23 protein-coding genes, 1 other RNA gene and 3 pseudogenes are annotated in these 26,504 nt (G+C 34.2%); 6 read left to right on the top strand and 21 right to left on the bottom strand.

Translation table 11 applies throughout. The features are described 5' to 3' along the window. Window positions 1–42: 42 nt before the first annotated feature. The 5 genes from AAGD65_RS03985 to AAGD65_RS03965 all read right to left on the bottom strand — a co-directional run bounded on the left by AAGD65_RS03985 (window position 43) and on the right by AAGD65_RS03965 (window position 6,924). Complete coding sequence (locus AAGD65_RS03985) at window positions 43–1,605, bottom strand: Mur ligase family protein (RefSeq protein ID WP_264683425.1); 1,563 nt, start codon at window positions 1,603–1,605, stop codon at window positions 43–45. After that, entirely contained in the window at window positions 1,574–2,806 is a 1,233-nt protein-coding gene (metC, locus tag AAGD65_RS03980; RefSeq protein WP_264682653.1) for a cystathionine beta-lyase, read from the bottom strand. The genes AAGD65_RS03985 and metC overlap by 32 nt, the downstream gene beginning before the upstream one ends. A 7-nt stretch (window positions 2,807–2,813) precedes the next feature. Beyond that, the gene (locus AAGD65_RS03975; RefSeq protein ID WP_264682652.1) at window positions 2,814–3,098 is read right to left on the bottom strand and encodes a BolA family protein; all 285 of its coding nucleotides are present in this window, start codon (window positions 3,096–3,098) and stop codon (window positions 2,814–2,816) included. A gap of 72 nt (window positions 3,099–3,170) precedes the next feature. Next, the gene (gene dnaK, locus AAGD65_RS03970) at window positions 3,171–5,093 is read right to left on the bottom strand and encodes a molecular chaperone DnaK (protein ID WP_341810888.1); all 1,923 of its coding nucleotides are present in this window, start codon (window positions 5,091–5,093) and stop codon (window positions 3,171–3,173) included. A gap of 73 nt (window positions 5,094–5,166) precedes the next feature. Beyond that, window positions 5,167–6,924, bottom strand: coding sequence for an Rne/Rng family ribonuclease (locus AAGD65_RS03965; RefSeq protein ID WP_341810887.1), 1,758 nt, complete (start codon window positions 6,922–6,924; stop codon window positions 5,167–5,169). A gap of 149 nt (window positions 6,925–7,073) precedes the next feature. On the opposite strand from AAGD65_RS03965, the gene rpmG reads away from it, so the two are divergent. Next, on the top strand, window positions 7,074–7,274 hold the full coding sequence (gene rpmG / locus AAGD65_RS03960) for a 50S ribosomal protein L33 (RefSeq protein ID WP_012481745.1): 201 nt from the start codon (window positions 7,074–7,076) through the stop codon (window positions 7,272–7,274). 549 nt (window positions 7,275–7,823) lie between these two features. On the opposite strand, the gene AAGD65_RS03955 is transcribed toward rpmG, so the two are convergent. Continuing rightward, entirely contained in the window at window positions 7,824–8,699 is an 876-nt protein-coding gene (locus tag AAGD65_RS03955; protein WP_264682649.1) for a zinc ABC transporter substrate-binding protein, read from the bottom strand. Here AAGD65_RS03955 and AAGD65_RS03950 point away from each other — a divergent pair. Both AAGD65_RS03950 and ubiB read left to right on the top strand, forming a co-directional pair. Further along, window positions 8,691–9,422: a metal ABC transporter ATP-binding protein gene (locus AAGD65_RS03950; RefSeq protein ID WP_264682648.1), complete on the top strand. Its 732-nt coding sequence runs from the start codon at window positions 8,691–8,693 to the stop codon at window positions 9,420–9,422. The genes AAGD65_RS03955 and AAGD65_RS03950 overlap by 9 nt on opposite strands. Continuing rightward, window positions 9,419–10,840 (top strand): 2-polyprenylphenol 6-hydroxylase, encoded by a 1,422-nt coding sequence (ubiB, locus tag AAGD65_RS03945; RefSeq protein ID WP_264682647.1) that lies wholly within the window; start codon window positions 9,419–9,421, stop codon window positions 10,838–10,840. The genes AAGD65_RS03950 and ubiB overlap by 4 nt, the downstream gene beginning before the upstream one ends. Window positions 10,841–10,982: 142 nt before the next feature. On the opposite strand, the gene AAGD65_RS03940 is transcribed toward ubiB, so the two are convergent. From AAGD65_RS03940 to AAGD65_RS03930, 3 genes are all read right to left on the bottom strand, one after another. Then, complete coding sequence (locus tag AAGD65_RS03940; RefSeq protein ID WP_264682646.1) at window positions 10,983–12,296, bottom strand: ankyrin repeat domain-containing protein; 1,314 nt, start codon at window positions 12,294–12,296, stop codon at window positions 10,983–10,985. A gap of 250 nt (window positions 12,297–12,546) precedes the next feature. Continuing rightward, window positions 12,547–13,494, bottom strand: coding sequence for a thioredoxin-disulfide reductase (gene trxB / locus AAGD65_RS03935; protein WP_264682645.1), 948 nt, complete (start codon window positions 13,492–13,494; stop codon window positions 12,547–12,549). Then, window positions 13,481–14,080 (bottom strand): peroxiredoxin, encoded by a 600-nt coding sequence (locus tag AAGD65_RS03930; protein WP_010401485.1) that lies wholly within the window; start codon window positions 14,078–14,080, stop codon window positions 13,481–13,483. Before AAGD65_RS03930 ends, trxB begins: the two co-directional genes overlap by 14 nt. Window positions 14,081–14,367: 287 nt before the next feature. Here AAGD65_RS03930 and AAGD65_RS03925 point away from each other — a divergent pair. Continuing rightward, window positions 14,368–14,989: pseudogene (locus AAGD65_RS03925) on the top strand (IS6 family transposase). 202 nt (window positions 14,990–15,191) lie between these two features. Here AAGD65_RS03925 and AAGD65_RS03920 read toward each other — a convergent pair. The 11 genes and pseudogenes from AAGD65_RS03920 to AAGD65_RS03870 all read right to left on the bottom strand — a co-directional run bounded on the left by AAGD65_RS03920 (window position 15,192) and on the right by AAGD65_RS03870 (window position 23,072). Continuing rightward, a complete protein-coding gene (locus AAGD65_RS03920) occupies window positions 15,192–15,620 on the bottom strand; it encodes a ClpXP protease specificity-enhancing factor SspB (RefSeq protein WP_264682772.1) in 429 nt (142 codons plus the stop codon). 14 nt (window positions 15,621–15,634) lie between these two features. After that, window positions 15,635–15,974: a transfer-messenger RNA gene (ssrA, locus tag AAGD65_RS03915) on the bottom strand. A gap of 448 nt (window positions 15,975–16,422) precedes the next feature. Continuing rightward, window positions 16,423–17,445, bottom strand: a complete 1,023-nt coding sequence (gene cgtA / locus AAGD65_RS03910) for an Obg family GTPase CgtA (RefSeq protein WP_264682770.1) — start codon at window positions 17,443–17,445, stop codon at window positions 16,423–16,425. Then, a complete protein-coding gene (gene eno, locus AAGD65_RS03905) occupies window positions 17,433–18,707 on the bottom strand; it encodes a phosphopyruvate hydratase (protein WP_264682768.1) in 1,275 nt (424 codons plus the stop codon). Before eno ends, cgtA begins: the two co-directional genes overlap by 13 nt. Further along, window positions 18,704–18,904 carry a WPE palindromic element domain-containing protein gene (locus tag AAGD65_RS03900; RefSeq protein WP_341810886.1) on the bottom strand — a complete coding sequence of 67 codons (201 nt, stop codon included), beginning with the start codon at window positions 18,902–18,904 and terminating at the stop codon, window positions 18,704–18,706. Before AAGD65_RS03900 ends, eno begins: the two co-directional genes overlap by 4 nt. Window positions 18,905–19,027: 123 nt before the next feature. Next, window positions 19,028–20,026, bottom strand: a complete 999-nt coding sequence (locus tag AAGD65_RS03895) for a glutamate ligase domain-containing protein (RefSeq protein ID WP_264682764.1) — start codon at window positions 20,024–20,026, stop codon at window positions 19,028–19,030. A gap of 9 nt (window positions 20,027–20,035) precedes the next feature. Then, window positions 20,036–20,647 (bottom strand): SURF1 family protein, encoded by a 612-nt coding sequence (locus AAGD65_RS03890; protein WP_264682762.1) that lies wholly within the window; start codon window positions 20,645–20,647, stop codon window positions 20,036–20,038. 1 nt (window position 20,648) lies between these two features. Next, the gene (gene bfr / locus AAGD65_RS03885; protein WP_007302660.1) at window positions 20,649–21,125 is read right to left on the bottom strand and encodes a bacterioferritin; all 477 of its coding nucleotides are present in this window, start codon (window positions 21,123–21,125) and stop codon (window positions 20,649–20,651) included. Between the two features lie 53 nt (window positions 21,126–21,178). Further along, on the bottom strand, window positions 21,179–21,652 hold the full coding sequence (locus tag AAGD65_RS03880) for an RDD family protein (protein WP_264682759.1): 474 nt from the start codon (window positions 21,650–21,652) through the stop codon (window positions 21,179–21,181). After that, window positions 21,652–22,293: an HAD-IA family hydrolase gene (locus tag AAGD65_RS03875; RefSeq protein WP_341810885.1), complete on the bottom strand. Its 642-nt coding sequence runs from the start codon at window positions 22,291–22,293 to the stop codon at window positions 21,652–21,654. Before AAGD65_RS03875 ends, AAGD65_RS03880 begins: the two co-directional genes overlap by 1 nt. A 157-nt stretch (window positions 22,294–22,450) precedes the next feature. Continuing rightward, window positions 22,451–23,072 (bottom strand): annotated as a pseudogene (locus AAGD65_RS03870) (IS6 family transposase). 65 nt (window positions 23,073–23,137) lie between these two features. Here AAGD65_RS03870 and AAGD65_RS03865 point away from each other — a divergent pair. Both AAGD65_RS03865 and AAGD65_RS03860 read left to right on the top strand, forming a co-directional pair. Next, window positions 23,138–24,064: pseudogene (locus AAGD65_RS03865) on the top strand (recombinase family protein); the annotation flags it as partial. Between the two features lie 92 nt (window positions 24,065–24,156). Next, the gene (locus AAGD65_RS03860; RefSeq protein ID WP_264682442.1) at window positions 24,157–25,485 is read left to right on the top strand and encodes an IS4 family transposase; all 1,329 of its coding nucleotides are present in this window, start codon (window positions 24,157–24,159) and stop codon (window positions 25,483–25,485) included. A 255-nt stretch (window positions 25,486–25,740) separates the two neighbouring features. Here the strand turns inward: AAGD65_RS03860 and AAGD65_RS03855 are convergent, their stop codons facing one another. Beyond that, window positions 25,741–26,409 (bottom strand): septal ring lytic transglycosylase RlpA family protein, encoded by a 669-nt coding sequence (locus AAGD65_RS03855; RefSeq protein WP_319803472.1) that lies wholly within the window; start codon window positions 26,407–26,409, stop codon window positions 25,741–25,743. Between the last annotated feature and the right edge of the window lie 95 nt (window positions 26,410–26,504).

Raw genomic sequence — 26,504 nt, 5'->3', positions numbered from 1 at the left:
AATGCCAGCAGCGTACAGTTATGACTTAAGGAAAAAAGCCATTCAGGCGTTGGATGAAGGAGAGAGCAAAACAGCAGTAGCAAATTTTTGGCCCTCTCTAATAACTTCAACATCACTAAATTCAAGGGATTGGCCTTCTATTATTTGGAATCTTTCATGTCCTTTTCCTGCAACTAGCAGAATCATATTTTCATCATGTGCTATATTTATACCTTTCTCTATAGCTTTTTTTCTATCTCCTATCTCCAGTGCATCAGGGCAATGTAACAAAATATCGTGACGAATTTTCCCCGGATCTTCATCACGCGGATTGTCATCTGTGACTATAACTTTACCTGCAAGCATTTGTGCTATTTTACCCATCTCTGCACGTTTTGTTTGATCACGATTCCCGCCACAACCGAACACTAGAACTATCTTTTTATTGAAGTGCCATTTTAAAGACAACAGAGCTTGTTTGAGTGCACTTGGAGTATGAGCGTAATCGACAAATGCAAAAGTGTTCACTTTTTCCATTCTTCCAGATGGAGAAGCGAGTTTATCTATACACATTCTTTGATAGTCCATACCAGATGAAATAACTATACCGATTGCACACAACAAATTATATGCTTGAAATTGCCCAAAAATCGGAAAAAATGCGTTATAAATTTCATCACCGATTTGAATTGTCAGGTATTGACCATTGGCAGTGGGTATCTGCTTTAATAAAGTAATGTCAGAGTTTTTTTTTCCATAGGTTATAACTTTGTTGCCACGCTTTTCAGCTATGTTGAGCAACTCTCCATATTCGCCTATATCTGCATTTAAAATCGCTGTTTTTTCTTTTGGCAATACCTCATCAAACAACCTTTTCTTGGCCTCAAAATACTCATCGATACTTTTGTGATAGTCCAAATGATCTTGAGAGAAATTAGTAAAAGCTGCAGCATTGAGCCTGAGTCCATGGATTCTGTATTGATCGATTCCATGGCTTGAAGCTTCTAATGCTAAGTGTTCTACGTTCTTATTATTTATGTCACGCAATGTGGAATAAAGATCATCTGCACTTGGCGTTGTAAGGCTATTATCTTTTCTATTATTATTGACACATGTTCCCAGTGTTCCTATAGACGCTGCATTATCTTGCCAAATCTGGCGACAAAACTCCACTACTGAAGTTTTACCATTCGTACCAGTTACAGCAGCAATATATTTAGGTTGTTTGAATTGATAAAACCTGCTGACTATTTCACTGTATATTCCTTGAGGGTCCGAGTGGTAAAGCACTGCAAAACTTGGAGTACTTGTCATTCGAGTAGCGGACACTGGAATCCAGTTTTCATTATACAATTGTCTAGTATGCTTGTTTACAATTAAATTTTCTGGATCCCAGTGTCTGAGCACTGGGATGACATCTTTCTTGGCCCCTTGTATTACAACGTCTACACAGTTGTGTACACATCCATTAGGAAGACATGTTACGTGTTCTTTACTCTTTTCTGACACACAAACAAAAAGGTAACCTTCTTTAACTCTCTTAGGATTACATGTGACGCCTTTGATTTCAATATCAAAGTCAGCATTTACAATGTTATGCAGTAGCTCTTTCAGTCTCACAATCATCTTTAACACTTGAACATGGCAGTCTTATTAATGCAGTATTCAAGTCAAAAATCAAATCTTCAGGATCTTCTAGTCCGCAAAATATTCGCACAAAACTTCCACCATAATCTGAATTCATTACAGATCTTGACATAGATCTATGGTCTACTGGTAATATCAAACTGTCACATCCTCCCCAAGAAGCACCAATGCCGAAAACTTTCATGTGATCAACCATGCAGCCTAGTTCTTCACATGAATATTCTCTATCGAGTACTATACTAAATACGCTACTTGCCCCTTTGAAATAACTTTTCCATAATTCATGTTGAGGATGGGAGGGAAGTGCTGGATACAAAACTCTTTTGATTTTTGGATGTTTTTCCAGCCACTTTGCTACTTGCATTGCTGTACTTTGATGCTTCCTCATGCGTGTTTGCAGTGTTCTAAGTCCCCTGTGTGCAAGGTAACAGTCATGCGATTGAATGGTGACTCCATAATTTTTATAGCTCTCATAAAGCAATTTAAAAATTTTACTTTCAGCAACCATAGCTCCCATCACTAGATCTGAGTGACCGGCTAGATACTTTGTCACCGCGTATAGTGCAACATCAATTCCATAATCAAGCGGCTTAAACAACAAAGGAGTGGCCCATGAATTGTCACAAACGGTTACGATTCCACGTGCTTTAGCAACTTTTACTATATGCTCTATATTTGAAATCTCAAACGTTATAGAACCAGGAGTCTCAATCATGATGAGTGAAGTATTACTCTGAACTAAATCAGTTATATCCTGTGTTGGATCATAAAAAGTTACTTCTACTCCTCTTTTTGGTAGCTCATTTTCGGCAAATCTCTTTAGCCTATAATAACTATTATCTTGTATCAGGACATGTGAACCTGCTTTAGTGAAAGTCAAAATAGCAAAAGTAAGTGCAAATAATCCAGAAGGGTAGATGAGTGCTTGTCCCCTACCCTCAATTTCAGCCAGTGCATTTGAAAAATAATGAACAGTAGGCGTACCAACATTACTGTAACTGTAATCCCTTGCAACACCATCATTGATTACATCATATATACTTTCTCCATTTGCTGCATTTAAGTAGTCCTTGTAAGTAGGAAATAATATAGTAGAAGAATGATAAACTGGTGGGTTCATCGACCCTTTATAATCATTAAATTTTCTTCCTGCTTTAACTAATAAAGACTCTTCGTTCACATTTTTATTATTTATTTTTTAGATTGTATTCGCTTTGCGTATACAAGTGAAGAGAAATCGCATGTACTCGTTCTATTTCACTCTTTAATAATTCATAGATCAATTTATGCCTCTTTAAAGAGCTCATTCCAGAAAAGTCGTTAGATATTAATACTAATTTGATATGTGAAGGTAGTGTCGAAGAAGAAGCAAAATAATGATCTACATGCTTTGCTGATTCATCGATAATATTAATATCAATTACACCTATTGAATCGCGTAATTTTTCTTCTATTGTCTTAATAATATCCACAATAGTTCCTTTAAGCAACAATACGCTCCTCTTGTCATCCCACAGTATCTGGGCACTGGGATGACAATCGAATTACTTATTCTCTTCTTTATTATCCATGTCTTGATAATCAGAATCTACTACTTTTTCTTCCTTATCATTTGGATTTCCTTCTGATGAAAAGCCATTTTCAGCACTGTTTTGCTGAGATGCTTGATACATAGCTTCTCCAAGTTTCATAGATAACTGAGAGAGGTTAGTAACTTTCTGTTGTATTGAATCAGCATCATCAATGTTGTCAGATTTACTCACTTCCTTTAACTCATTAACTGCATTTTCAATAGCAGATTTATCTTCTGGAGAAATTTTATCACCATATTCTGTCAGAGATTTTTCTGTAGAATGAACTAAACTATCCGCTTGATTCTTCACTTCAATAAATTTCTTACGCTTTTCATCTTCTTGTGCTTTTTCCTCAGCTTCTCTCACCATGCGATTTATTTCATCCTCCGATAAACCACCTGAAGACTGAATACGTATTTTTTGCTCTTTTCCAGTAGCTTTATCCTTTGCAGAAACATGTGCTATTCCATTTGCATCTATATCAAATGTCACCTCAATTTGAGGAACCCCGCGAGGAGCAGGTGGTATTCCTTCTAAACTAAACTGACCAAGCAGTTTATTATCAATCGCCAATTTTCTTTCACCTTGATGTACCTTAATTGTAACGGCTGTTTGGTTATCTTCTGCAGTTGAAAACACCTGAGATTTTTTTGTGGGAATAGTAGTATTACGTTCAATAAGTGGAGTGAATACTCCACCTAGAGTTTCAATACCAAGAGAAAGTGGAGTTACGTCAAGTAGTAATACATCTCTTACATCACCTTGAATGATTCCCGCCTGTATTGCAGCTCCAATTGCTACAACTTCATCAGGGTTAACCCCTCTGTGTGGATCTTTGCCAAAGAATTCTTTAACTTTCTCTATGACTTTTGGCATACGAGTCATGCCACCAACAAGAACTACTTCACCAATTTGACTAGCAGACAAACCAGCATCTTCAAGAGCTTTTTTGCAAGGAATTATAGTCCTTTCAATCAAATCATTCACTAAGCTTTCAAGCTTTGCTCTTGTTAGCTTCATATTTAAGTGTTTTGGGCCACTTGCATCAGCTGTAACAAACGGTAGATTTACTTCTGTTTCCATTGCACTTGACAATTCTACCTTTGCTTTTTCTGCAGCTTCTTTGATTCTTTGCATAGCCATTGGATCGTTTTTCAAATCAATGCCATTACTTTTCTTGAATTTACCCAGTAAATAATTCACTACTGCATTATCGAAGTCTTCCCCTCCAAGGTGAGTATCACCATTTGTAGCCTTTACTTCAAAAACTCCATCACCTATTTCAAGAACTGAAACATCAAATGTACCACCACCAAGATCATACACTACTATTGTGTGTCCGTGCTTTTTATCAAGACCATAAGCAAGTGCTGCAGCAGTTGGTTCGTTAATTATTCTGAGGACATTTAATCCAGCAATTTTTCCTGCATCTTTTGTTGCTTGACGTTGAGAATCATTGAAGTACGCCGGCACTGTTATCACAGCATCCTTTACTTCTTCCCCAAGATAAGCTTCCGCTGCTTCTTTCAGGTTTTGCAATATAAATGCACCAATTTGACTAGGAGAGTATTCTTTACTATCAGTTGTTTTAACCCATGCATCACCATTTTTTGCTGCAAATACCTTATACGGTACACCTAGATTCTTCATTTCAGGATCGCTATATTGGCGACCTATCAATCTCTTAGTTGCAAAAAAAGTATTACTTGCATTGGTAGTTGCTTGCCTTTTTGCTGGAGCACCAATCAACCTTTCTCCAGATGAAGTAAATGCAACTATAGATGGAGTAGTTCTTGCTCCTTCTTTATTCTCAATTACTTTTGTATCCTTACCTTGCATTATTGCAACACAAGAATTTGTCGTTCCAAGATCTATACCTATTGCTCTTCCCATAATGAATACTCCCTTTTAAATATTATCTGATGTAAAATATATAAGTATAAAACTCGTTAATTACAAGTCCCGTTTAGTTGTTAGAGCCCAAAAGGCGCGAAAGCCATTTAGTTAACCAAAAGTTGCCCGGTAGTTTATCTGAACTACCAGCTTCTTTATCCCTGCTATTCACAATTTGACATCCAGAATTCTGCAATGGCTTATAATCATTAAAATTAATATGGTCTCCTTGCTTTAAAATAAATGTATCTGCATCTAAACTATTATCAATACTAACATTTAATGTAATATTGAACTCTTTTTCGATTGTAGAAACGATATCACGCTTATTATTAAAAATGTGCGCTATAACTGCACTGCGTGCTATTAAATCAAAGGACTTATTTTGATTTTTATTAGCAATATGTTGCAAATCCCTTAGTATCGATGCAACAACCACTTCGTTTGATTTTACTCTTCCAATACCTTTACAGCGTAAGCACTCTGTAGTATTAATTTCCTGTATATTTGGTTTAATTCTTTGTCTTGAAAAGACCATTAAACCAAAGTCATTGATAAAGCTAAATTGAACTTTAGCTCTATCATCTTTAAACGCCTGCTTGATAGCAAATTCAACATTTTTGCAATACTCAAGTTTCAACATGTCAATAAAATCAACAACTATTAACCCTGATAAGCCCCTGAGATTCGCTTGCCTTGATATTTCAGATAATGCCTCCATATTAGTTCTATAAGCTGTTTCTTCTATGTTATCTTCTCCTGTCATTTTCCCTGAATTTACGTCTATTGAAACAAATGCCTCAGTTAAGGTTATCACCAAAGACCCACCAGATGGTAATTCTACTCTATTGCTATATAATTCAGAAATTTGATCTTCGACTCGATAGTAAGTAAAGATTGGAACAGAGCCTCTATATAACCTAGGACATAATTTTCCTTGTAACACATTTTTAGTGTATTTTCTTACCGCTTCACAAACTTCTCTATCAGATACTATAATTTCTGTATCATTACTACAAAAGTCACGTACAGATCTCATAACTACATCTGCTTCGTTGTAAATTAATGATGGAACATTTAAAGAAGAGAAGTTTTGCTGGATATTTTGCCATAATAAGGTCAAATTATCGTAATCTTGCTCAATTTCTTTCTTACTTTTTCCTGCACCAACAGTTCTTACTATTAAACCTGAGCCTTTTGGTAAATTTATTGAATTTAATATATCCTTTAACTGTTTTCTAACGTTGGTATCTTCAATTCTGCGAGATACTCCACCCCTACTTATGGAATTGGGCATGAAAACACAGTATCTACCGACCAAAGTTACGTATGTTGTAAATGAAGCTCCTTTATTTCCTCGTTCTTCTTTAGTTAATTGAACCAATAACTTTTGATTTACTGAAATCACATCTTGTAACTTATATTTTCTATGTAAAGGTACCTCCCTCACAAAACCACTGCTGGATTCATTACTAGCTGTAGAATCTAGGCCTTCTTCTGTGCAATTATCATTTGAACAGTCCACACCGCTCGAATAGCCTTCGTCAGGGAAAATTTCCTTCTCTTTTTCTGGAATATTAAAGTAATTTAGAGATATCTCAGAAAAAGACAAAAAACCTTGCTTATTTTTTCCATACTCAATGAACACGGCCTGCAAAGCAGGCTCTATACGCTTTACATAAGCAACGTATATATTACCTCTTAATTGTCTTTTTTCCTTGAATTCTTGTTCAAACTCTACAACCCTACCATTAACTAGTAGGGCAACCCTTACCTCGTTAGAACAGGTAGTACTTTCTATCAATAATAACCTTTTGCCATCACTCGCCACTTATTTACCGTCTGCTTTTCATTCTGAAATCTTTTTATACTACTTAATATATTATTGATTGTCAAGAATTTTGCGACCTGCATTATTGGGTTGACTTTCAGTGTTTTGCGTTCTAAACTTGCATAGAGTTTATTATATCACTAACAATTATGGCAAAAAAAAATGCTTCTTTGCTTGTCAAGCTAGTTAGCACTGCAACTAAAACAACAAAAACTGGAGAAGAGAAACTAACAGGCTATTTTTGTGTAAAAAAACGTAATCCTAAGAACCTTCCCAAAAAGCTCGAGTTTAGGAAGTATGACCCAGTGGTCAGAAGACACGTATTATTTAAAGAAGAAAAATTAAAGTAAGTTTATTGTTATATATAGTTTATAATCAAGTTATACTCTAATAATAGAGCTCAGAGATATAATGGAATGGAAGGTGAAACTCATAGTGTTGATCATTACACAATTAATAAACATAAAGTATAAAACATAGAAAACGCTCTAAAACCTAAAGTGTCACACGTTAGTAGGTCAAAAATCTAAGGGTTTTCCTTAGAGGGTTTATTGGACTAGATCGGATCAATATATAAACGTAAAAATAACCTGAGCTTGCCTAATATAAAAAGGTTCATGTAATTTGAATACAGAGTAAGCAGTAAAATGGCAAAATAAAATAGATAAAAAAATAGAAGTAAATGCAGACACTGATTTTTCATAAATCAAAAGGTGTGCTAAGAATTCTAGCATCACGTGTATAGCCGTGCGGACATTGTGGTAATTTGCGTAGTAGAAGGTGTCATCCCAGTACTTGATACTGGGATGATATACTTCTGGTAGATAATGTCGGTATAGTTGTGATTGGAATAGAAAGCACTAAGTTTGCAATGCTATCTGAATAGATAAAAGAACTCATTACTCAGTGAAACAAGACTTGAAATTTTGTGCAATGCTGCTGATTATATCTAGATATGCATCCTTTCCAGGCTCTACATCTGATCCAATAGGATCAAGAATCACCATTTTTACGTCACTAGAAAAGACATTAGGCTTTATGCTATCCTCTCGTGAATGAGAAACAATACATTTAACGTTTTCCTCTTTCATTACCTTTTTTAATTTCATTAAACTCTTCATACCTATGTAAGAATCCTCTTCTATAGAAAGAATGGCGCTTGGGTAACTTAAATCAAAATATTTTTCGAAATATTGATAAGCATCGTGAGTAACTATGTATTTTTGATTTTTTAACTCATCCAATTCTTTCGTAATTTTTTCTACTTCTTGGTCTATCTTTCTTATAGCCTCCTCTGCGTTAGTATTGTATCGATAGGCATTTTCTTTATCTATATTAGATAATGTTGCACTGATAGAAAGTATCATACTTTTTGCATTTTCAGGACTCAGCCAAATATGCAAATCTTTTTCATCTTGAATGTGACTAGAAAATGAATGTGGTCGAGCAGGAAGTAGATCGATTGCACTTGATAGCGGTATTAACTTCTTATTTTCTTTAGCGAAAGTTTTAATGAATGTTTCCAAAGAATCATCGATATAAAATATAATATTACTAGATTCTAATTTACTTGCGTCTGAAGGCCTGAGCATGTAGTTATGTTCAGACACTACTTCGTACATGAGTAGTTCTGGCTTTGAAATTCCATCTGTAACAGAAGCTACAAGTGAGTGTATAGGTTTGATTGTAGCTACAATTTTTAAATTGGATGAAAAGGCACTATTGTAGTATAGTGTAAGTGAAAGTAATAGAAAAAAAATCAGTAAATGTCTCATATAAATATTGAGAAGAAGTCAATTTTTGCCAAAAAATTAAGTAGTGTCAATAACTGCATTCTAAAAATAGAAAACCTTACTCTTTCATACGGTAATAAAAAAGTTCTTGATAATATCAACATATCAGTACAAAGAGGAGATATAGTTACAATACTTGGTCCAAATGGCGGAGGTAAAACCTCTTTAGTGAAAGCAGTTGCTGGTATAAATAAAGGTTTTATTGGCAGTATTGTATTCGCTGACAATATAAAAATTAGCTATATGCCACAAAATTTTAGTATTGGTAATTTGATGCCAATAACAGTTGAGTCTTTCCTTTTCAATAGCTCCTCGAAGAAATTGAAGAAAAATCAACCCATTGTTACAGAAGCAATAGAATTGGTTGGTATCGGTAACATCCTAAAAAATCAAGTATTAGAAATCTCTGCAGGACAAACACAATTACTGCTGCTTGCACGCTGTTTAATTTCAGAATCTGATTTGATCATTTTAGATGAACCAGTCAGTGCAATGGATATTAACGCACGAGCTAAATTTTATGATATTATAAATAAAATCGCAAAAGAACGATCAGTGTCGATTCTCATGACTTCTCATGACCTTAACTCTGCTCTACCATCCTCAGATTACATAATTTGCATAAATAATACTATCTATTATCAAGGTAAACCTGATGAAATTATGGAGATAAATGAAATATTTGGCAGTTACGCAGCGAAATGATTCAAAATATTCTACGTCTTCTGCAAATAACTACAGTGCTAACACGCTACAATGTGTTACCTTATTTACTTCCACCATCAAAAAAATCAATAAATAAAATACAAGGTCATAAACTAAAGCGTGCTCTTGAAAGATTAGGTCCGGTGTTCATTAAATTTGGGCAATCCATTTCATCACGCACTGATATTTTAAATGAGGACATAACAAATAACTTGCTATTGATATGTGATAGATTGCCATCATTTTCGTATAAAATAGCAGTTAAAACTATAGAAAGTGAGTTTAATTGTAAATTAAGCGACATTTTTTCAAGTTTTTCTGAAAAGCCAATTGCAGCAGCATCAATTTCTCAGGTGCATAGAGCAGTTACAATTGAGGGTAAGGAAGTTGCTGTAAAGGTTTTGAGGCCAAATATTGAGAAAACATTCTCAAGGGATATAAAAATGCTTTCTTGGCTTGCAGAAATTGCAGAAAAATTTAGTGAACAATCAAAAAGGCTGAAGCCAGTTGAATTAGTCAAAACTTTTGCTGAAATTTGCCGATTAGAGTTAGATCTGCGCTTTGAGGCTGCCCACTCTTCGGAACTGAAGGAAAATACTAAACATGACAGAGGTTTCTACGTACCTGAAATAGATTGGAGTAGAACTTCAAAAAAGGTTTTAACATTAGAATGGATGGAAGCTATACCAATATACGAAGTTGAAAAGCTGAATAACCGAAAGCAAATAGCTATCAATCTTATAGAATCTTTTTGTAATCAGGTATATAGGGATTGTTTTTTTCATGCTGATATGCATCCTGGAAATTTAATGATCGATAGTAATAACAATATTATTGCCCTGGATTGTGGAATCATGGGTAGAATAGATCGTGAGACATGCTATTACGTTATAGAGATACTCAAAGGCTTTTTAAATAGGGATTATGATCACGTTGCAAAAATGCACTTTAGAGCCGGTTATGTTCCATCACAGCATAGAAATTTTGTTACAGCTTGCAGAGCAATAGGTGAGCCCATTGTTGGACAGCCTATACAGAAGATTTCATTTGCTCGATTACTTACTCAGCTACTAAAAATAACTGGTGATTTTGATATGAAAGTTCAAACACAATTGTTATTGCTGCAGAAAACTATGATTTTATTAGAAGGAACATGTAGGAAAGTCTATCCAGAAATCAATATGTGGAAAGTAGTTGAAACATGGATAAACAGTCAACATGAAAGTAAAATAGGGTATAGGGAAAAAATTAAAAGCTCTTATCCCATCAAAACAATCCAAGGAATATTTAGCCTTATAGAAAAATTAAACCTAATAGCTGACAAAAAATTACAGGTGAAAAATAGATCAAATGGAAAAGCCTACTTTTTACTTTGGTCTGTAATTATAATTCTCATCGTTAAACTTTTAATTTCTTGAACTAAAAGATAATAAAAGCAAGTTTACAACAACTATTTAAGTCTTGAAACCACTCAGGTTCACATTCACTCGAATTATCAAGGTATTTTCAGGATGTATAAAACTTTCAGCAGAGTTTAGAGAAGAAGTAAAAACCTTAACTCTATCTTAAACTGATAACATTACCAAATTCAGTGCTTGTCACATCACTCAGTACTGTACTTGCTTTATATGAACAGTAGCACCCAATTGCAATGAAAACAAGTGCAGCTACAGCAAGTGAAATACATATTTCTAAATTCGATATTGTTAAACATGTACCAACAGCAAACGCTCCAGATAACACAAAAGAAGCAGAGGCATAGTTACTTTGCCTTCTATTATAAATGTTTGCTTCTGAAAGTTTTCTGTTTTTGTTCTTTAAGTCTTGATTTTGAGCTTGAAGTTCTAATCTCTCTTGCCTAAAATCCCTTTCTAACTGTGAAATTTTGTTAGTGTCTCTTTCACTTACAACCCTATTCAACTCTTGCTCTTTTTCTCTAAGTCGAATTTTTGTTCTTTCAAGCTCATTTCTAAGGTTTTCGAGCTGCTGCAATTCTTGAGCAATCAAATCGTCGTTTATTTCCGGGGCAACATTATGTACATTTGCTGAAGACTGTTCCACAGTTGCAGGGAATTTTCCATTTAGATATTCTCTGACAGGATTAAAACTTTTAAGCAACTCAATAACAATTTGATCATTCATAAAGCAATTATCTTCTACTAATTTTTTTATATCATCCAAATCTTTTCTATTAATAGCATCAGTTAATCGCTCTTTCATAACTTGCTCAATTATTTGCTTCACCCATGGATTTTGCTCTATAGCTGATATTGGCTTTATTTGACTAAAATCTAGCTCCTTATGTTTTAAAAGTTTTCTCAATACTTCTTCGTTACTTTCTGTTATTCCTTGTAAACATGATTTGATAATCAGGCTAAGTGGTGTTTCTATTTCTCCATTTGAATTTCTTTTCCAACAATTAGGGTTGAGTTCTTGATTTAATAGTTCTTTTGCTCGGTCAATATTTCTGTTAGAAAGAGCATTCAATAATTGTTTTCCTGTTTCTGCTTTTTGTATTTCTATGATCAAATGCTCAGCACGATTTTTTTTAGCACATTTCTCAGGATCTTGAAGTCTTTTATTTAGTAGATACATACTTATTCTCGTATGACTTAGTAAGAGTTGTAACACTTTCCTTTGTTGAAAGGACATTGCTAGATGCAAAGCTGTATTGCCATCACCTTTTTTTTGAATATTAACATCTATGCTTCGGTGAAGTAGAAGTAACCTAATCATACTCTGATATTCTTTTTCTTCTTCTGTTTCAGAGCCTGCAGATAAATCATAAATTATAGATATCAAAGGTGTCATGCCTTCTTCATTAAACGCATTAACATCCGCACCTTCTTGCAATGCTTGTTGAAAATGATTCAAAGCTTCTTCAGGTGTTACTCTTTCATCATCAGTGCCTTGAAATTGAATAGCTTTAAATAATTTTTTTGTTGATTGTCCTGAAGTTGTTTGATTTTGAGCTCGTAATCCTGTATCATTAACAACACTTCTTCTAAAACCTACATTACTTCTCGAAAGTATACTAAATTCTCCCTAACCTATAATTTATTGACATAATTATAAAAAAAACAAAGAAAATTGCAAGTAATTTAGTTAAAAATTTTAGAACTAATTATGATTCCAAAAATTTTTCTGCATCAAGTGCAGCCATGCACCCTGTACCTGCTGCAACTACTGCCTGGCGATATACCTTATCTTGAACATCACCAGCAGCAAACACCCCTGCCCTACTGGTTAGAGTTGTTCCAGGTTTCGTAATTATATAACCTTGCTGATCCATTTCAACAAAGCCCTTAAAAATACCTGTATTTGGTGCATGCCCAATTGCAATGAACACTCCATCTACTTTCAATTCCTGGGTTTTATTGATGTCTGTCGATTTAATTGTAATGCCAGTAACTTTTTTAGGATTTTCTTCTCCAAGAATCTGCTCTACGGTATGATTCCATATTACCTTTATCTTATCATTTTTAAAGAGCCTGTCTTGCATTACTTTCTCTGCTCTTAACTTATCACGCCTGTGTATCAGTATAACTTCCTTAGCAAATCGAGTTAAAAATATTGCTTCTTCAACAGCAGTATTTCCACCACCAACCACAGCTACAACTTTATTTCTAAAAAATGCACCATCACAAGTTGCGCATGCCGAAACTCCGTAACCTTGAAATTTCTTTTCACTCTCCAGGCCAAGCCACTTCGCTTGCGCACCAGCTGCGATTATAATTGCATTCGAATAGTAGTCACTAGCATTACCACAAGATCTAAATCTATACTCATTAGAATCCTCAAGTTGTTCAACGCTTTTTATTTCGTCATCTATTATCCTTGCCCCCACCTTCTCTGCATGCAACCTCTTTTGTTCCATGAGTTCTGGACCTTGTATAGAAATAAAACCTGGATAGTTTTCAACATCCGTAGTAATTGTAAGCTGACCACCAGGTTGCATTCCTGTTACTACAATTGGCTCTAAATTTGCACGTGCTGCATATATAGCAGCAGCATAACCCGCTGCTCCAGATCCAATAATAAGAACTTTTGTACTCAATTTATAATTCTGCACTGTGTGAGTTTAGATAATCAGCCACTCCTTCATCGCTTGCCTGCATTGCTGGCTTACCTTTTTTCCACCCTGCTGGACATACTTCACCATGCTCTTCATTATGTTTTATTGCATCAATAATTCTAATAAACTCATCGATATTACGCCCTAAAGGAAAATCATTTATCGATTGATGACGTACAACAAACTTATCATCAATAACAAAAGTTGCTCTTAGTGCAATTGAGTCATCATATAAGACCCCATAGTCTCTTGATATAGACTTTTTGATATCAGACACTAAATTGTAGCTAACCTCTCCAATACCACCATCATTAACTGGAGTGTTTCGCCATTTATAGTGTGAAAATTTTGAATCTATACTTATTCCTATCACTTCAACATTACGTTTTGAAAAATCTTCTATTTTGTTGCTAAATGATATCAACTCAGTTGGACAGACAAAAGTAAAATCAAGTGGATAGAAAAAAAGGACAGCATACTTATCCTTTATATGTTTACTTAAACAGAAATCATCAACTATTTTTCCACTAGCAAGAACAGCCGAAGCAGTAAAATCGATAGCGGATTTTGTTACAAGATTCATAACTAACCTATTCATTCTTAATATTTATAATTTTATACCTTGATACATTTACATGCAAGTTTTCTCTAGCCCCAATCCTATAAAAACGGTTCTGTCGCATCTATAAACCATAGGAAAAAAGCTGGGATTATAGGAGTTATGAAGCCATTAACATAGCAAAATTCTCAAAAGTAGAAACATTATTTTAATAATTTGTCTTTTTTGAATCATACGAATATTTTCGGTTCTGTCGCATTTGTAGGGAAGTAGAAAGAAGAATGATATAATTGTCTAAAGAAAAAGCAAAGATGTTTCGTATCAATCAAAAATTGTTGCCATATTTCAAAGGATTTAGCTTTTCAGCGGATGTTATCTGTATACATGAAATGTCGATTCTCTTTGAGCTATCGAGATTTGGAAGAAATGATGAGTATAAGGGGAGCAAAATGCTACGTTACAAAGGTGGGTTATCACCACTGATAGATGAGGCAGTAAGGAAAAGAAAGAAGCAGGTTGGTAGTAGTTGGAGAGACTTACATTAAATTAAACGGTAAATGGGTTTATTTATATACTGTAGACTTGTGTGTTAGTAGAGACAAGTCTGCAGCACTTGCATTCTTTCGTAAAGCCTTCAGGAGTAACTATCTTCCTGAGAAAATTATAATTGATAAAAGCGGCAGTAATACTGCTGCTCTTGATGATTTGAATGCAGAAATTTCTGAAGATTACAGTTCTTCAAATAAAATATCTAAATAATATTGTTGATAGATTTATCAAAAAACTAATAAAGCCAATGCTTGGGTTTAAAAGCTTCCATTTCGCAAAGATTACCATCACAGGCATAGAAAATATTCGTATGATTCAAAAAAGACAAATTATTAAAATAATGTTTCTACTTTTGAGAATTTTGCTATGTTAATGGCTTCATAACTCCTATAATCTCAGCTTTTTTCCTATGGTTTATAGATGCGACAGAACCGTTGGTAAACATGAAAGCGCTTTACAACGTTTTTTATGTGAAAGCCAATGTCAGCTACTCAAATGATACCATTTGTTATAAACTCACTTTTACTCTATGGTCTTGTCGATATCCTGAACAGATACAATATCTTTTATTTATAAAATGAAGTAACTACTTATCGTAAAGTTGATCTATAGATATAATACTACCATTTGATGACTTTTCAGCACATTTCTCACTTTCATATTCTTTATCAGAATCAACGCTAAATACTAAAGTATCTCCTGAAATTTTATCATGAAACTCACTAATAGCAAAAAACGGTACAGTGACTTGTTCTTGTTTTCCACGAAAGCTCAAACTGACGCTAAACTTATCTTCAAGAACTTTTAGACCAAAAAATTGATGCTGTAATATAATAAGCATTTGAGTAGGGTATGATTCTTTCAAGTAGTCTGGCATGACAACACCATTAAAGCACGTAAAAAATACTATTTCTAAGTGAGGAGTAAAAACATTATCTAATATAGTATTCAAAGCCTTTTTGATAACTTGAAATTTAGCATAACTAAGCGACTTCTGATAATCTGTTTTATCCATATAACCCTTACATGTTTGGGGGAACTTCTGTTACCCGGCGTTCCCTAAACCGTGCTTATAGCAATGAAGTTATAGTGCCTAAATTAAGCAGCTAATGCAACATTGTCTTCAGCAGCAAAGTTATCGTTTGCATCTAAATTGTGAACTCTTAGCGGTGGTATCTAACCGAGCAAAGCTACCATCTTTACTATGCATGTCGATCCTTACTCGCCCCCGTATCAATCAAAAAATATGGTGGAGGCGCCGAGTACTGCCCTCGGGTCCAATACACCTATTACAAGGTAATTTTATTGCCATAGTGTATAAAAAATACACATGCTTATTATACAGTAGTATTGAATAAATGTCAAGTTATTGAACTCCAAATTGATTGGCAACTAAAAAACTAATATAAAAATTACTTCGCCTATTTATCTAATCTTAGTATACTCACAGTAGAGGTATTTTTAGAGCTCAAAATCTATCTTCGTCTGCAGACTTTTCTATCAAATAATCAAACTAAGTAAAGAATGTAGCGTATCTTCTTCAGCGCACATGGGTGCACACATATGCTTAATCTCTGTCGTATGTGCGTTACATTTTTTCTGTTCTTTATTAATAAATATGGGGGATTCTATGCCTAATTCTTAACAAAAAACTACTCAAATGCTTTTGTAGCTATTGAATTTCTGAGTTCAAGAAAGCAAGAGACAGTGTGAGAAATGGCACAAGCCGAAAAAAAGATAAGTTGTGGAACAAAAAATGCAGACAACTGTGGAAAATTACCCACTGGAATCCAGACTTTGATTGTCAAATAAAAAATTCACATCTTAAAAGGATCATACACATCAATTTTTTTAGGGTCGCTTTTTTTCATTTTCTCACTCAATAACCTCAGAATGGGCTGTAAATCATCGTCGATTGATAAGCACAGTACTTCTCTATCAAGATAATTGGCTAAATGATTCTTCTTCTCAAGAATTTCTGTTTCTTCCAATAAGTCACATTTATTTAACACTACAATTTCCTCTTTTTCAACAAGATCGCTATTGTAAAGCTTCAGTTCATTATGTGTACAATTATAAGCTGAGATAACGTCATCGCGCGTTACATCAATTAAATGCAGTAAAATTTTGCACCTTTCTATGTGCTTTAAAAATTTGTGTCCGAGCCCAACTCCAAGATGAGCATCAGCGATTATTCCAGGAATATCTGCTATTACAATTTCGCTATAATCCACTTTTGCTACACCTAAATGTGGTCTTATAGTAGTAAATTCATAATCGCCTACTTTCGTATCAGAATTCGAGCAGCGGGTTAAAAATTTAGATTTACCTGCATTTGGCATACCAATAATGCCAACATCAGATAAAACTTTTAGCTTCAATATTATATTTCTTTCTTCGCCAGGCTGACCATGGGTAAAATGTCTTGGTGCCCTATTGGTAGCAGATTTAAAATTGGTATTCCCAAGTCCACCTTTTCCACCTTGCACTACTTGAAATTCCATGTCAGGTTTATCAAGATCTACTATTATTTCCTCACTTTCTTCATCGATTATTTGTGTACCAACTGGAACTTTAAGTATAATATCTTTTCCTGCCGTGCCAGATCTATCTCTACTCGTACCACTTTTTCCATTACTCGCTTTAATGTGTCTTCGACAACGAAAATTAAGCAAAGTGTTGAGATTTGCATCACTGATGAAAATTATGTCTCCTCCCCTGCCACCATTACCACCGTTTGGGCCACCAAATTCAACGAATTTTTCTCGACGAAAACTCGCGCAACCATCGCCACCATCACCTGCTTTTAAATATAATTTAACTTCGTCTATGAAATCCATGCCAACTCACGATAATATTTAGCATTTTCTCCTAATGAACTTTCTATTCTCATCAATTCATTATACTTTGCAAGCCTATCAGAACGCGACAGCGAGCCAGTCTTGATTTGTCCACAATTCGATGCAACCGCTATGTGGGATATCGTTGTATCTTCTGTTTCACCTGAGCGATGCGAAATAATAGCCCTATAGCCATTTGATTTTGCCATTTCAATAGCAGCAAAAGTTTCCGTAAGTGTTCCTATTTGATTTGGTTTAATTAGTACAGAATTTGCCATTTTTTCCTCTATTCCCTTACTTATTAGTTCACAATTTGTAACAAATAAATCATCCCCGACTAATTGAATTTTACTTCCCAATTTTGCAGTAAGTAATTTCCAACCTTCATAGTCGTCTTCATTCATTGCATCTTCTATAGAAATTATTGGATATTTGCCTACAAGGTCAAAATAATACTGAACCAATTCCTCTGAAGTGAGTTCTCTGTTTTCAAATTTATAAACTCCATCTTCATAAAAAGTAGATGCAGCAACATCAAGACCCAGTGCAAAGTGATTTTTCATCGAATAACCGGCAGATTCAACAGCCTGAATTATCAAATTAAGAGCTTCTTCAGTGCTACCAATGTCTGGTGCAAAACCACCTTCATCTCCTACGTTTGTGCTATAACCTTTTTTCTTAAGAATGCTGCGCAAGTTATGAAATACCTCCGCAGATATTCTGATTGCTTCACTGAAAGTTTCAGCACCAACCGGAAGAATCATAAATTCTTGAAAATCGAGTTTATTATCTGCATGTACTCCACCATTAATGACGTTAATTAGCGGAACTGGCATCTGCTCTTCCCCTACTCCCAAATACTTATATAACGGCATTTTAAAGCTGTTTGCTGCTGCTTTTGCAACAGCAAGAGACACACCCAAAGTTGCATTTGCTCCAAGTTTAGATTTATTTTTTGTTCCATCTAGTTCAATTAAAACTTTATCAATTGCACTCTGGTTTGCTGCATCCATGCCAATGATTTTATTTGCTATCACTCCACTCACAGATTGAACAGCTTTCAGCACTCCTTTACCACAATACCTTTTTTCATCTTGATCTCTCAGCTCCAATGCTTCTAGTTTACCGGTCGAAGCCCCAGAAGGGACAGCGGCTCTACCTGTTGCTCCATCACATAGTTCTATTTCTACCTCAATTGTTGGGTAACCCCTGCTATCTAAAATTTCTCTTGCAAATACACTGCTGATCGTCTTTTTCATCATGCTAAACCTCCACTAGATTCACAATTGTGTTCACGTTCGGGAAATGTCACCCCAGCGCTGTAACATTTCAGTGTACGAACATTGCAATATACAGGTAATTTGAGTAGCGGATGGTCAGTGCTTGACACTGGAATCCAGTTTTTATTATACAGCCACTTATTTAAAGTTAAGTTTTCTGGATCCCAGTGTCTGGGCACTGGGATGACACCATTCTTAATGGAAGCTATCCCCATATCGCAATGTCTGTACAGTTGTTTGCCTAGACAATGGGATCCAGTTTTACTACACAATTTTATCATATAAATCACCAATGCTTAAGTTTATTTTACTAGCAGCAGCTTTGCAGTTTCTCTTGCTAGTTTAGCTATATTACTACCAGCACCAATAAATAATACTACATCTCCTGAACTTGTCGAATTACTAATAAAATGTGAAATGAGTAAAGCATCATTCATAATCTTCACATCATTAAACCCATTACTGATCAAGGCTTTTTTTATATCATCAATTCCACAGCCAGGAATAGGCTTATCTTCTGGAGGATGGACAGGAGTAAGAATTACATAATCAAACATCATGAAAATTCGTACGAACTCATCAAAAAAATTACGAACACGAGCAAAACGAAGCGGCTCGATAATTCCTGTTACCTTTCCTTTAGTGGTCAAACGTGCTGCTGCCAGGGTTGCTTGTATTTCATTTGGATGATGAGCATAGTCCTCAATTAACTTAACACCTTTAATATCGGCAATTAAAGAAAATCTCCTTGCTACTCCTTTAAATTCCAAAAGACCTTTTTTAATCTCTTCATCACTAATTCCAAGTTTCACTGCAACTGATATTGCAGCCAGGGCATTGCTAACTTTATGCATTCCTATTGCATTTGATAGCACTACATTCTTTATAATTCTGGTACAAGGTTGAATATCTTCTTTTTGTCTTTCGAGAGCGAGTTCTTTTAATCGAAACACTATATGTACATTATCATCATCAATTTCAATGCGTTGAACTAATTTTCTAATTATATTAAGTTTAGTCTCCCAATCTGCCTCTGATAAATCACACTTTTCCTTCGTTATGTGCTCTCTTACCATCTTAACTTCTTCCCATACTACCTCTTCTAGTATATCCGCGCGTATTGATTTGCTGTTACATTCACCAAAACGTTTTCTAGAACAACGATAGTAACTTTTTCCTCCCTTAGCATTATTTATTCCACAATAAGTATATTTACAATACTGACATACAATTAATTCTTGTAATAAGTATTTACTTCCACTTTGTTGCATTTTTTCTATTTGCAGCTTTTCTTTTTCCACACTGCCTCTCTACGACTTATATCTATTTTGCCTATAGTAAAATACGCACATAATGAGCCAAATCAAGGAAAGTGCAAACCAAGTAATTGCGTATTCAAGATGCTTTATTGGCTGTATAGTCAATTTGCCACCAAAATTGTCTTGCCACAATATACATTTTTCTAGCTTAATACCTAGATCATTGGAGATTTCTTCTGTACTTAAGGTAAACCACGTATTTGAAGCAATATCATTTTTGATAAACCAATTTTTGCTACCATCACAATACAAAACGCCATCAGCAGCTACTTTTTCAATTTTTGCTTTTTCTTCTTTTTTTTCTCTGACTATTCCTTTATTTATTAACATGTAATGTCCATTGATAAGCAACATAGGAGACAGCACATGATAGCCACGTTGACCTGCGAAAACATATAGTTCTATATCACTTAAAATTCCGTCGATTTTAACGTTTCTGTAGTTAAACTTTGAAAGATTATCACTAGGCAGTAGATGAATAACTGGAAGATCCATATTTTTGATAATATTATTCTTCCAGCTCAATCTAAATAACTGCCATAACCCGAGTGAAAAAAGAAGTAAAAAAGGTATAATGAAAATAAATACTGTTTTTCTTAACACTCTATATTTGTGTTCTCAAGTAATTTTCAATACCCATAAGCTCAATAAGGTCAATCTGTTCTTTGATCCAATGTAAGTGCTCTTCCTCATTTTTCAGTAGTCCTTCTAATAACATTACACTCACGAAATCCTTTTCTTTTTCAGCAACGGAAATTGCCTCTTTGATGCCCTTGATACCTTCTTCTTCTAAGTTAGAATTATCTTCTAAGATTTTCTGCATTGTATCTTTTGTGAACTTTCCTTCATACTTTGAGATTTTATTTGTATCTTGAAAATTTGGCATGCCCTTAAGCAGTAAAATTCTTTCTGCTAGCCTATTTGCATGCTCAAGTTCTTCATTAAGCTCGTTTTTCATCTTTTCTGCAAGTTTATTAATTCCGCTATCTTTAAGAATCGCAAAGTGCAAAAGATACTGGCGTACAGAAGTCAGCTCATTTGTAAGTAATTTATTTAAATGTTCTACTATTTCTTTATTCATAACCTTTCTTTAGCTAATATACCAATGTAATCTACATAACAATCAAGGCAACATCAATTCATTTTTCTCACAACAATCGTATCAAATAGCACATCATGAAATGCCTGTTTCCTCTGAGAGAAGCAAGCAACTAAATACCAACTGAAGGTAAGCATAACTATAATCACTTCTAGTGTACTTAAAGCATTTACTGATGTTTGAAAAAGTTTGATAAAGGTGATAATTGAATTATTTAGCATAGGAAGGAAAAACTGAGAGATAGTGCGATCAAATGCTAAGCTCAAACCTATTTTAGAACTATCTAAAGTGATAGTATATATATTCATTAACTGTTGACCTGGAGTTGCTTGGGCCTTTGAAGATATAAAATATGTGAAATAACTACAATTTAGACACATGTATGACAGATGTAAAATTAATGGAAAATCCCCTAATGACAACACAATTAGTAAGGTTGGAATTAATAAAATTGCTACATCTATTAAATATGCGCAAAAGCGCCTGTGTACACTAGCGATCTCTGTCATTACCACCTATCTTTCAAATACTTTACTATGAATTCTGTAAGTTTATTAAAATGTTGAAAATATAACAAATCTTCATAACCTCTTATTGATTGTCCGTATACAATAGGTAAGCAATTTGCATTTTGTGCACATAGAATATCTGTGATGCTGTCACCAACAAAAAATACATTTTCTCTATTTACAGGTAGCGTACTCTCCTCTAGTGCAAATAGCAGTGGAGTTGCAGATGGCTTATCTTCTGCAGTATCACATGATCCAACTATTCTTTCAAAGTAAGAATCTAGTTTAAAGTAGGCAACTTCTTGACGTAAATTAGTATTTTTCTTATTGCTAACTATCGCTAGGTAAATATTGTGGCTTTTCAGTGTCTGCAGCATTTTCTCTACTCCTTCATTCAGAGTAATATTTTGTAACAATGCATTATCTAGGTATTTTTGATATATCTGATTCGCTTTTTTCCACTGATCACCAAACAAATTGACCATGTAGCTCTTTCTTGATTCATGAGAATTTCTATCAATAACTTTACTGCCAGATCCCATCAAATCTAAAGTATGCTTAATGGCATTAGAAATATTATCTTGAGTATCAACTAAGGTATTATCCCAATCGAATACTACCGCTAATCGGCTATTTTTCATTTTTATATTGTGACGTATTTTAAACTAATAAGTAAATAATATTTTGATGATAAAGCTTCTATGTTAATCATTTTTACATAGTAACCTAATACACTGGTTATATTATATGGTTCTGTCGCATCTATAAACCATAGGAAAAAAGGTGGGATTATAGGAGTTATGAAGCCATTAACATAGCAAAATTCTCAAAAGTAGAAACATTATTTTAATAATTTGTCTTTTTTGAATCATACGAATATTTTCTATGCCTGTGATGGTAATCTTTGCGAAATGGAAGCTTTTAAACCCAAGCATTGGCTTTATTAGTTTTTTGATAAATCTATCAACAATATTATTTAGATATTTTATTTGAAGAACTGTAATCTTCAGAAATTTCTGCATTCAAATCATCAAGAGCAGCAGTATTACTGCCGCTTTTATCAATTACAATTTTCTCAGGAAGATAGTTACTCCTGAAGGCTTTACGAAAGAATGCAAGTGCTGCAGACTTGTCTCTACTAACACACAAGTCTACAGTATATAAATAAACCCATTTACCGTTTAATTTAATGTAAGTCTCTCCAACTACTACCAACCTGCTTCTTTCTTTTCCTTACTGCCTCATCTATCAGTCGTGATAACCCACCTTTGTAACGTAGCATTTTGCTCCCCTTATACTCATCATTTCTTCCAAATCTCGATAGCTCAAAGAGAATCGACATTTCATGTATACAGATAACATCCGCTGAAAAGCTAAATCCTTTGAAATATGGCAACAATTTTTGATTGATACGAAACATCTTTGCTTTTTTTTTAGACAATTATATCATTCTTCTTTCTACTTCCCTACAAATGCGACAGAACCGAGCTGAAGTCAATGGCAGAGTTGTCAAGGGAGTTAAACAGAGAAGGATACCGGACGAAATCAGATATCTTTAAAAAGGCCACGGTAAGGAGAACAATAACAAATCCAATATATATGGGAAAAATTAGGCATTATGAAAAAGAGTATGAGGGAAAACATGAAGCAATAATAGAAGAGGAAAAGTGGAAAAAAGCACAAGAATTAATAAGGAATCAACCATATAGAAAAGCAAAATATGAGGAAGCGCTACTTAGGGGAATAATTAAGTGCAAGAGCTGTGGTGTAAATATGACGCTGACGTATGCAAAAAAAGAAAATAAAAGGTATCGATACTATGTATGCAACAATCATTTAAGAGGAAAAGGTTGTGAATCGATAAACCGAACTGTAGTAGCTGGAAAAATAGAAAAAGAAGTAATGAAAAGAGCTGAACTCCTATATGAAAATTTGGAAGAAAAAGCTGAAGAGTGGAAAAATTTAAGTTTTGGAAAGCAGAAAGAAGTGGTGAAAAAGTTAATAAAGAGAGTAATGATAAAAGAAGATGGAATAGGAGTGCATTCTGAGTCAGAGGAAAATTTTATACCAATAAAGAAGAAAGGAAAGAAATGCACAGTAATCGAGCCAGAAGGAAAAACAAATAATGCGTTACTCAAAGCAGTGGTAAGAGCCCATCTGTGGAAACGGCAACTAGAAGAAGGAAAATACAGAAGTGTGAAAGAGCTGAGTGCCAAAATTAATATAGGTACAAGACGTATACACCAAATTTTAAGATTAAATTATTTAGCACCAAAAATTAAAGAAGATATAGTAAATGGAAGGCAGCCAAGAGATTTGAAGCTAGCTGATTTAAGAGAAATACCAATGTTATGGAGTGAGCAAATGAAGAGATTTTATGGGTTTAAGCAAGCTATCGGGAGTGTTAAATAAACCATACGCGTCAAGTTAAGGAAATAAAGGTATGAAAGAGATAGAATAATAAGGTATAAGTTCTCCCAGAAATACTTTTAGTGAGAGAACCAATGAATAAAATAACTAGCTTATCAAAAAAGCTCAAAGAATTTTTTAATGAAAAAGCAGATAAAATCTCAACTACAACAAGGTTTATAAAAAGAAAGAGAAAGCTAAAAGGTTCATCGTTCGTAAAAGCCATGGTCTTGGGTAATATAGGGGTTGATAATTGTAGCGTAGAAACAATGTGTCAATTACTAAACGAGGACTCGATAGATATAACAAAACAAGGTTTGGATTTTAGATTTACTGAAGAAGCAGTGGAATTTATGAAAAGGATGTATAATGAATCTGTGGTTCTCTTCAAAAATATCTTGCAAGTTGATTGCAAAATCTTACAGCAATTTAATAGTGTTAAATTATTGGACAGTAGCTATATTACTCTACCTAACAGTATGGAAGAGATGTATAAAGGTTATGGTACTAGCTACAGTGGCTATGAAAGCAATACTAAGTCTGGAATAAAGTTACAATTAGTTTTCGACTACATGAATCAGATAATAGACCAACTTAATTTAACGGAGGGAGTAAGATCAGACCAGGGATATAGGAAACATTTAAGTAATATATTAAGCAATGATTTGCTAATATCTGATCTCGGTTATTTTGTGTCAAGTTCTTTTAAACAAATCAATGAAATAGGAGCTTATTTCATAAGTCGTTATAAATCCGATACCAACATATATGATGTAGAAACAAATCAAAAAATGGAGTTATTAGAATGTTTAGAGGATAAGTTATTTTTAGAAAACGAGGTATTGTTAGGAAAAGAAGCAAAAATTAGAGTAAGAATTATATGTCAGAAACTAACTGAAGAACAGTCTATGGCCAGAAGAAGGAAAGCTAATAGATTAGCAAGATCGCAGGGATATACATCCTCTAAAAGAAATCAAAAATTGTTGAACTGGTCAATATTTATAACTAATGTTCCAGAAAATAAAATTAGTGCTGAGCAAGTATTAACGATTTACAGAGTAAGGTGGCAAATTGAGTTATTATTTAAATTGTATAAAAGCCATATCAGACTTGATAAGCTAAAAGGAAAGCCATGCAGAGTATTATGTGAACTATATGCTAAATTGTGCGCAATTCTTATATTTCACGGCATAGTTGGTTGCACAGAAGTGAAAAAGAATACAGAACTTAGCTTAACAAAGGCATTTATTGAGCTAAAAAGGCGGGTTAGAGAGTTATTCTTAACATTAAATTGTGTAGTCAGTAAAGTTCAAATTTTCCTCAAAAAACTCATCTCAACCTGGTCAAAATTCTCCTTAAAAGATAAATATAGAAAAACAAGAATATCAACTTTGAGTGCACTAAATTTGTTCATTTTTCCTTAACTTGACGCGTATGGTTTATTTAACACTCCCAAGAAATAAGATTATGCTATTTTCTTAATGAAATTTCTTGAGTGGTAGATTATTTTTTACAGCTCTAGCTGAGGTAGCTGTCACTACCTGAAATGTAACAAATAAAATACCAATCTTAAATATTGCTATATTTTACGATAGTTTCTCAACTTGACGCACATGCTTTTGGAACATTCTCATTTGTCAAATAGTTTCTGGCATGCTACACAATCTGTAATGCAGGTTTTAACTTACTTTTACGCAATATTGATCATTCTTGAAAAGCAATCTAACATTTTCTATTCCTTGATTACGAAGCTTTGATGCAGCTGATTTAGCTACTTGAGCGTTTACAAAAAATGCTACATATCCCTTACTTTCTGCATTGTTTTGTTTTGGGTGACGTTTCTGCATTTCTTTTTCATATTGCCTTTTGTAATGAGGAGTATTTTGTATCAATTGTTCTGACCTCTTTCTTAAGTACTCGACTTTTACTTTCGCAAGCCCAGACTTATGAAGTCCTAAAACTTGTGCTGCTTTTTCTGACAAGTCTATTATTCTACCTTCAACAAATGGCCCTCTATCATTAACTCTTATAACAAGCTTTCTTCCATTTTCTAAATTAGTAACACGAACAAAGCAGGGTAGGGGCAAGGTCTTATGTGCTGCAGAAATCAAGTGACGATTAAACACTTCACCGTTGGCTGTAATTGTGCCATGATCTTCTATTCCATACCACGATGCTATTCCTACTTCTTCGTAACAGCTAAAGTATTTTGGGTGGTAGGTGATACCATTTATTGTATAGCTATTGCCAATTTTATAATGACCTGCAGTGTGATTACACCTATTGCTAAAACTACAACTACTCATCAAAACGAATATTAGACATAGAAAGGCTAGTTTTTTTATCATTGTACTTAGTGAAATGGTTCGATACCATGAGGATTTTAAATTATACTATAATAAATTTAGTAATAAGTAAACGTCTATTGCCAAATATGCACAGC

The organism is Wolbachia endosymbiont (group B) of Chesias legatella, assembly GCF_964026945.1.
Classification (GTDB): Bacteria; Pseudomonadota; Alphaproteobacteria; order Rickettsiales; family Anaplasmataceae; genus Wolbachia.
The sequence above is the reverse complement of the archived record's forward strand: the minus strand, read 5'-3'. Positions and strand labels throughout refer to the sequence as shown.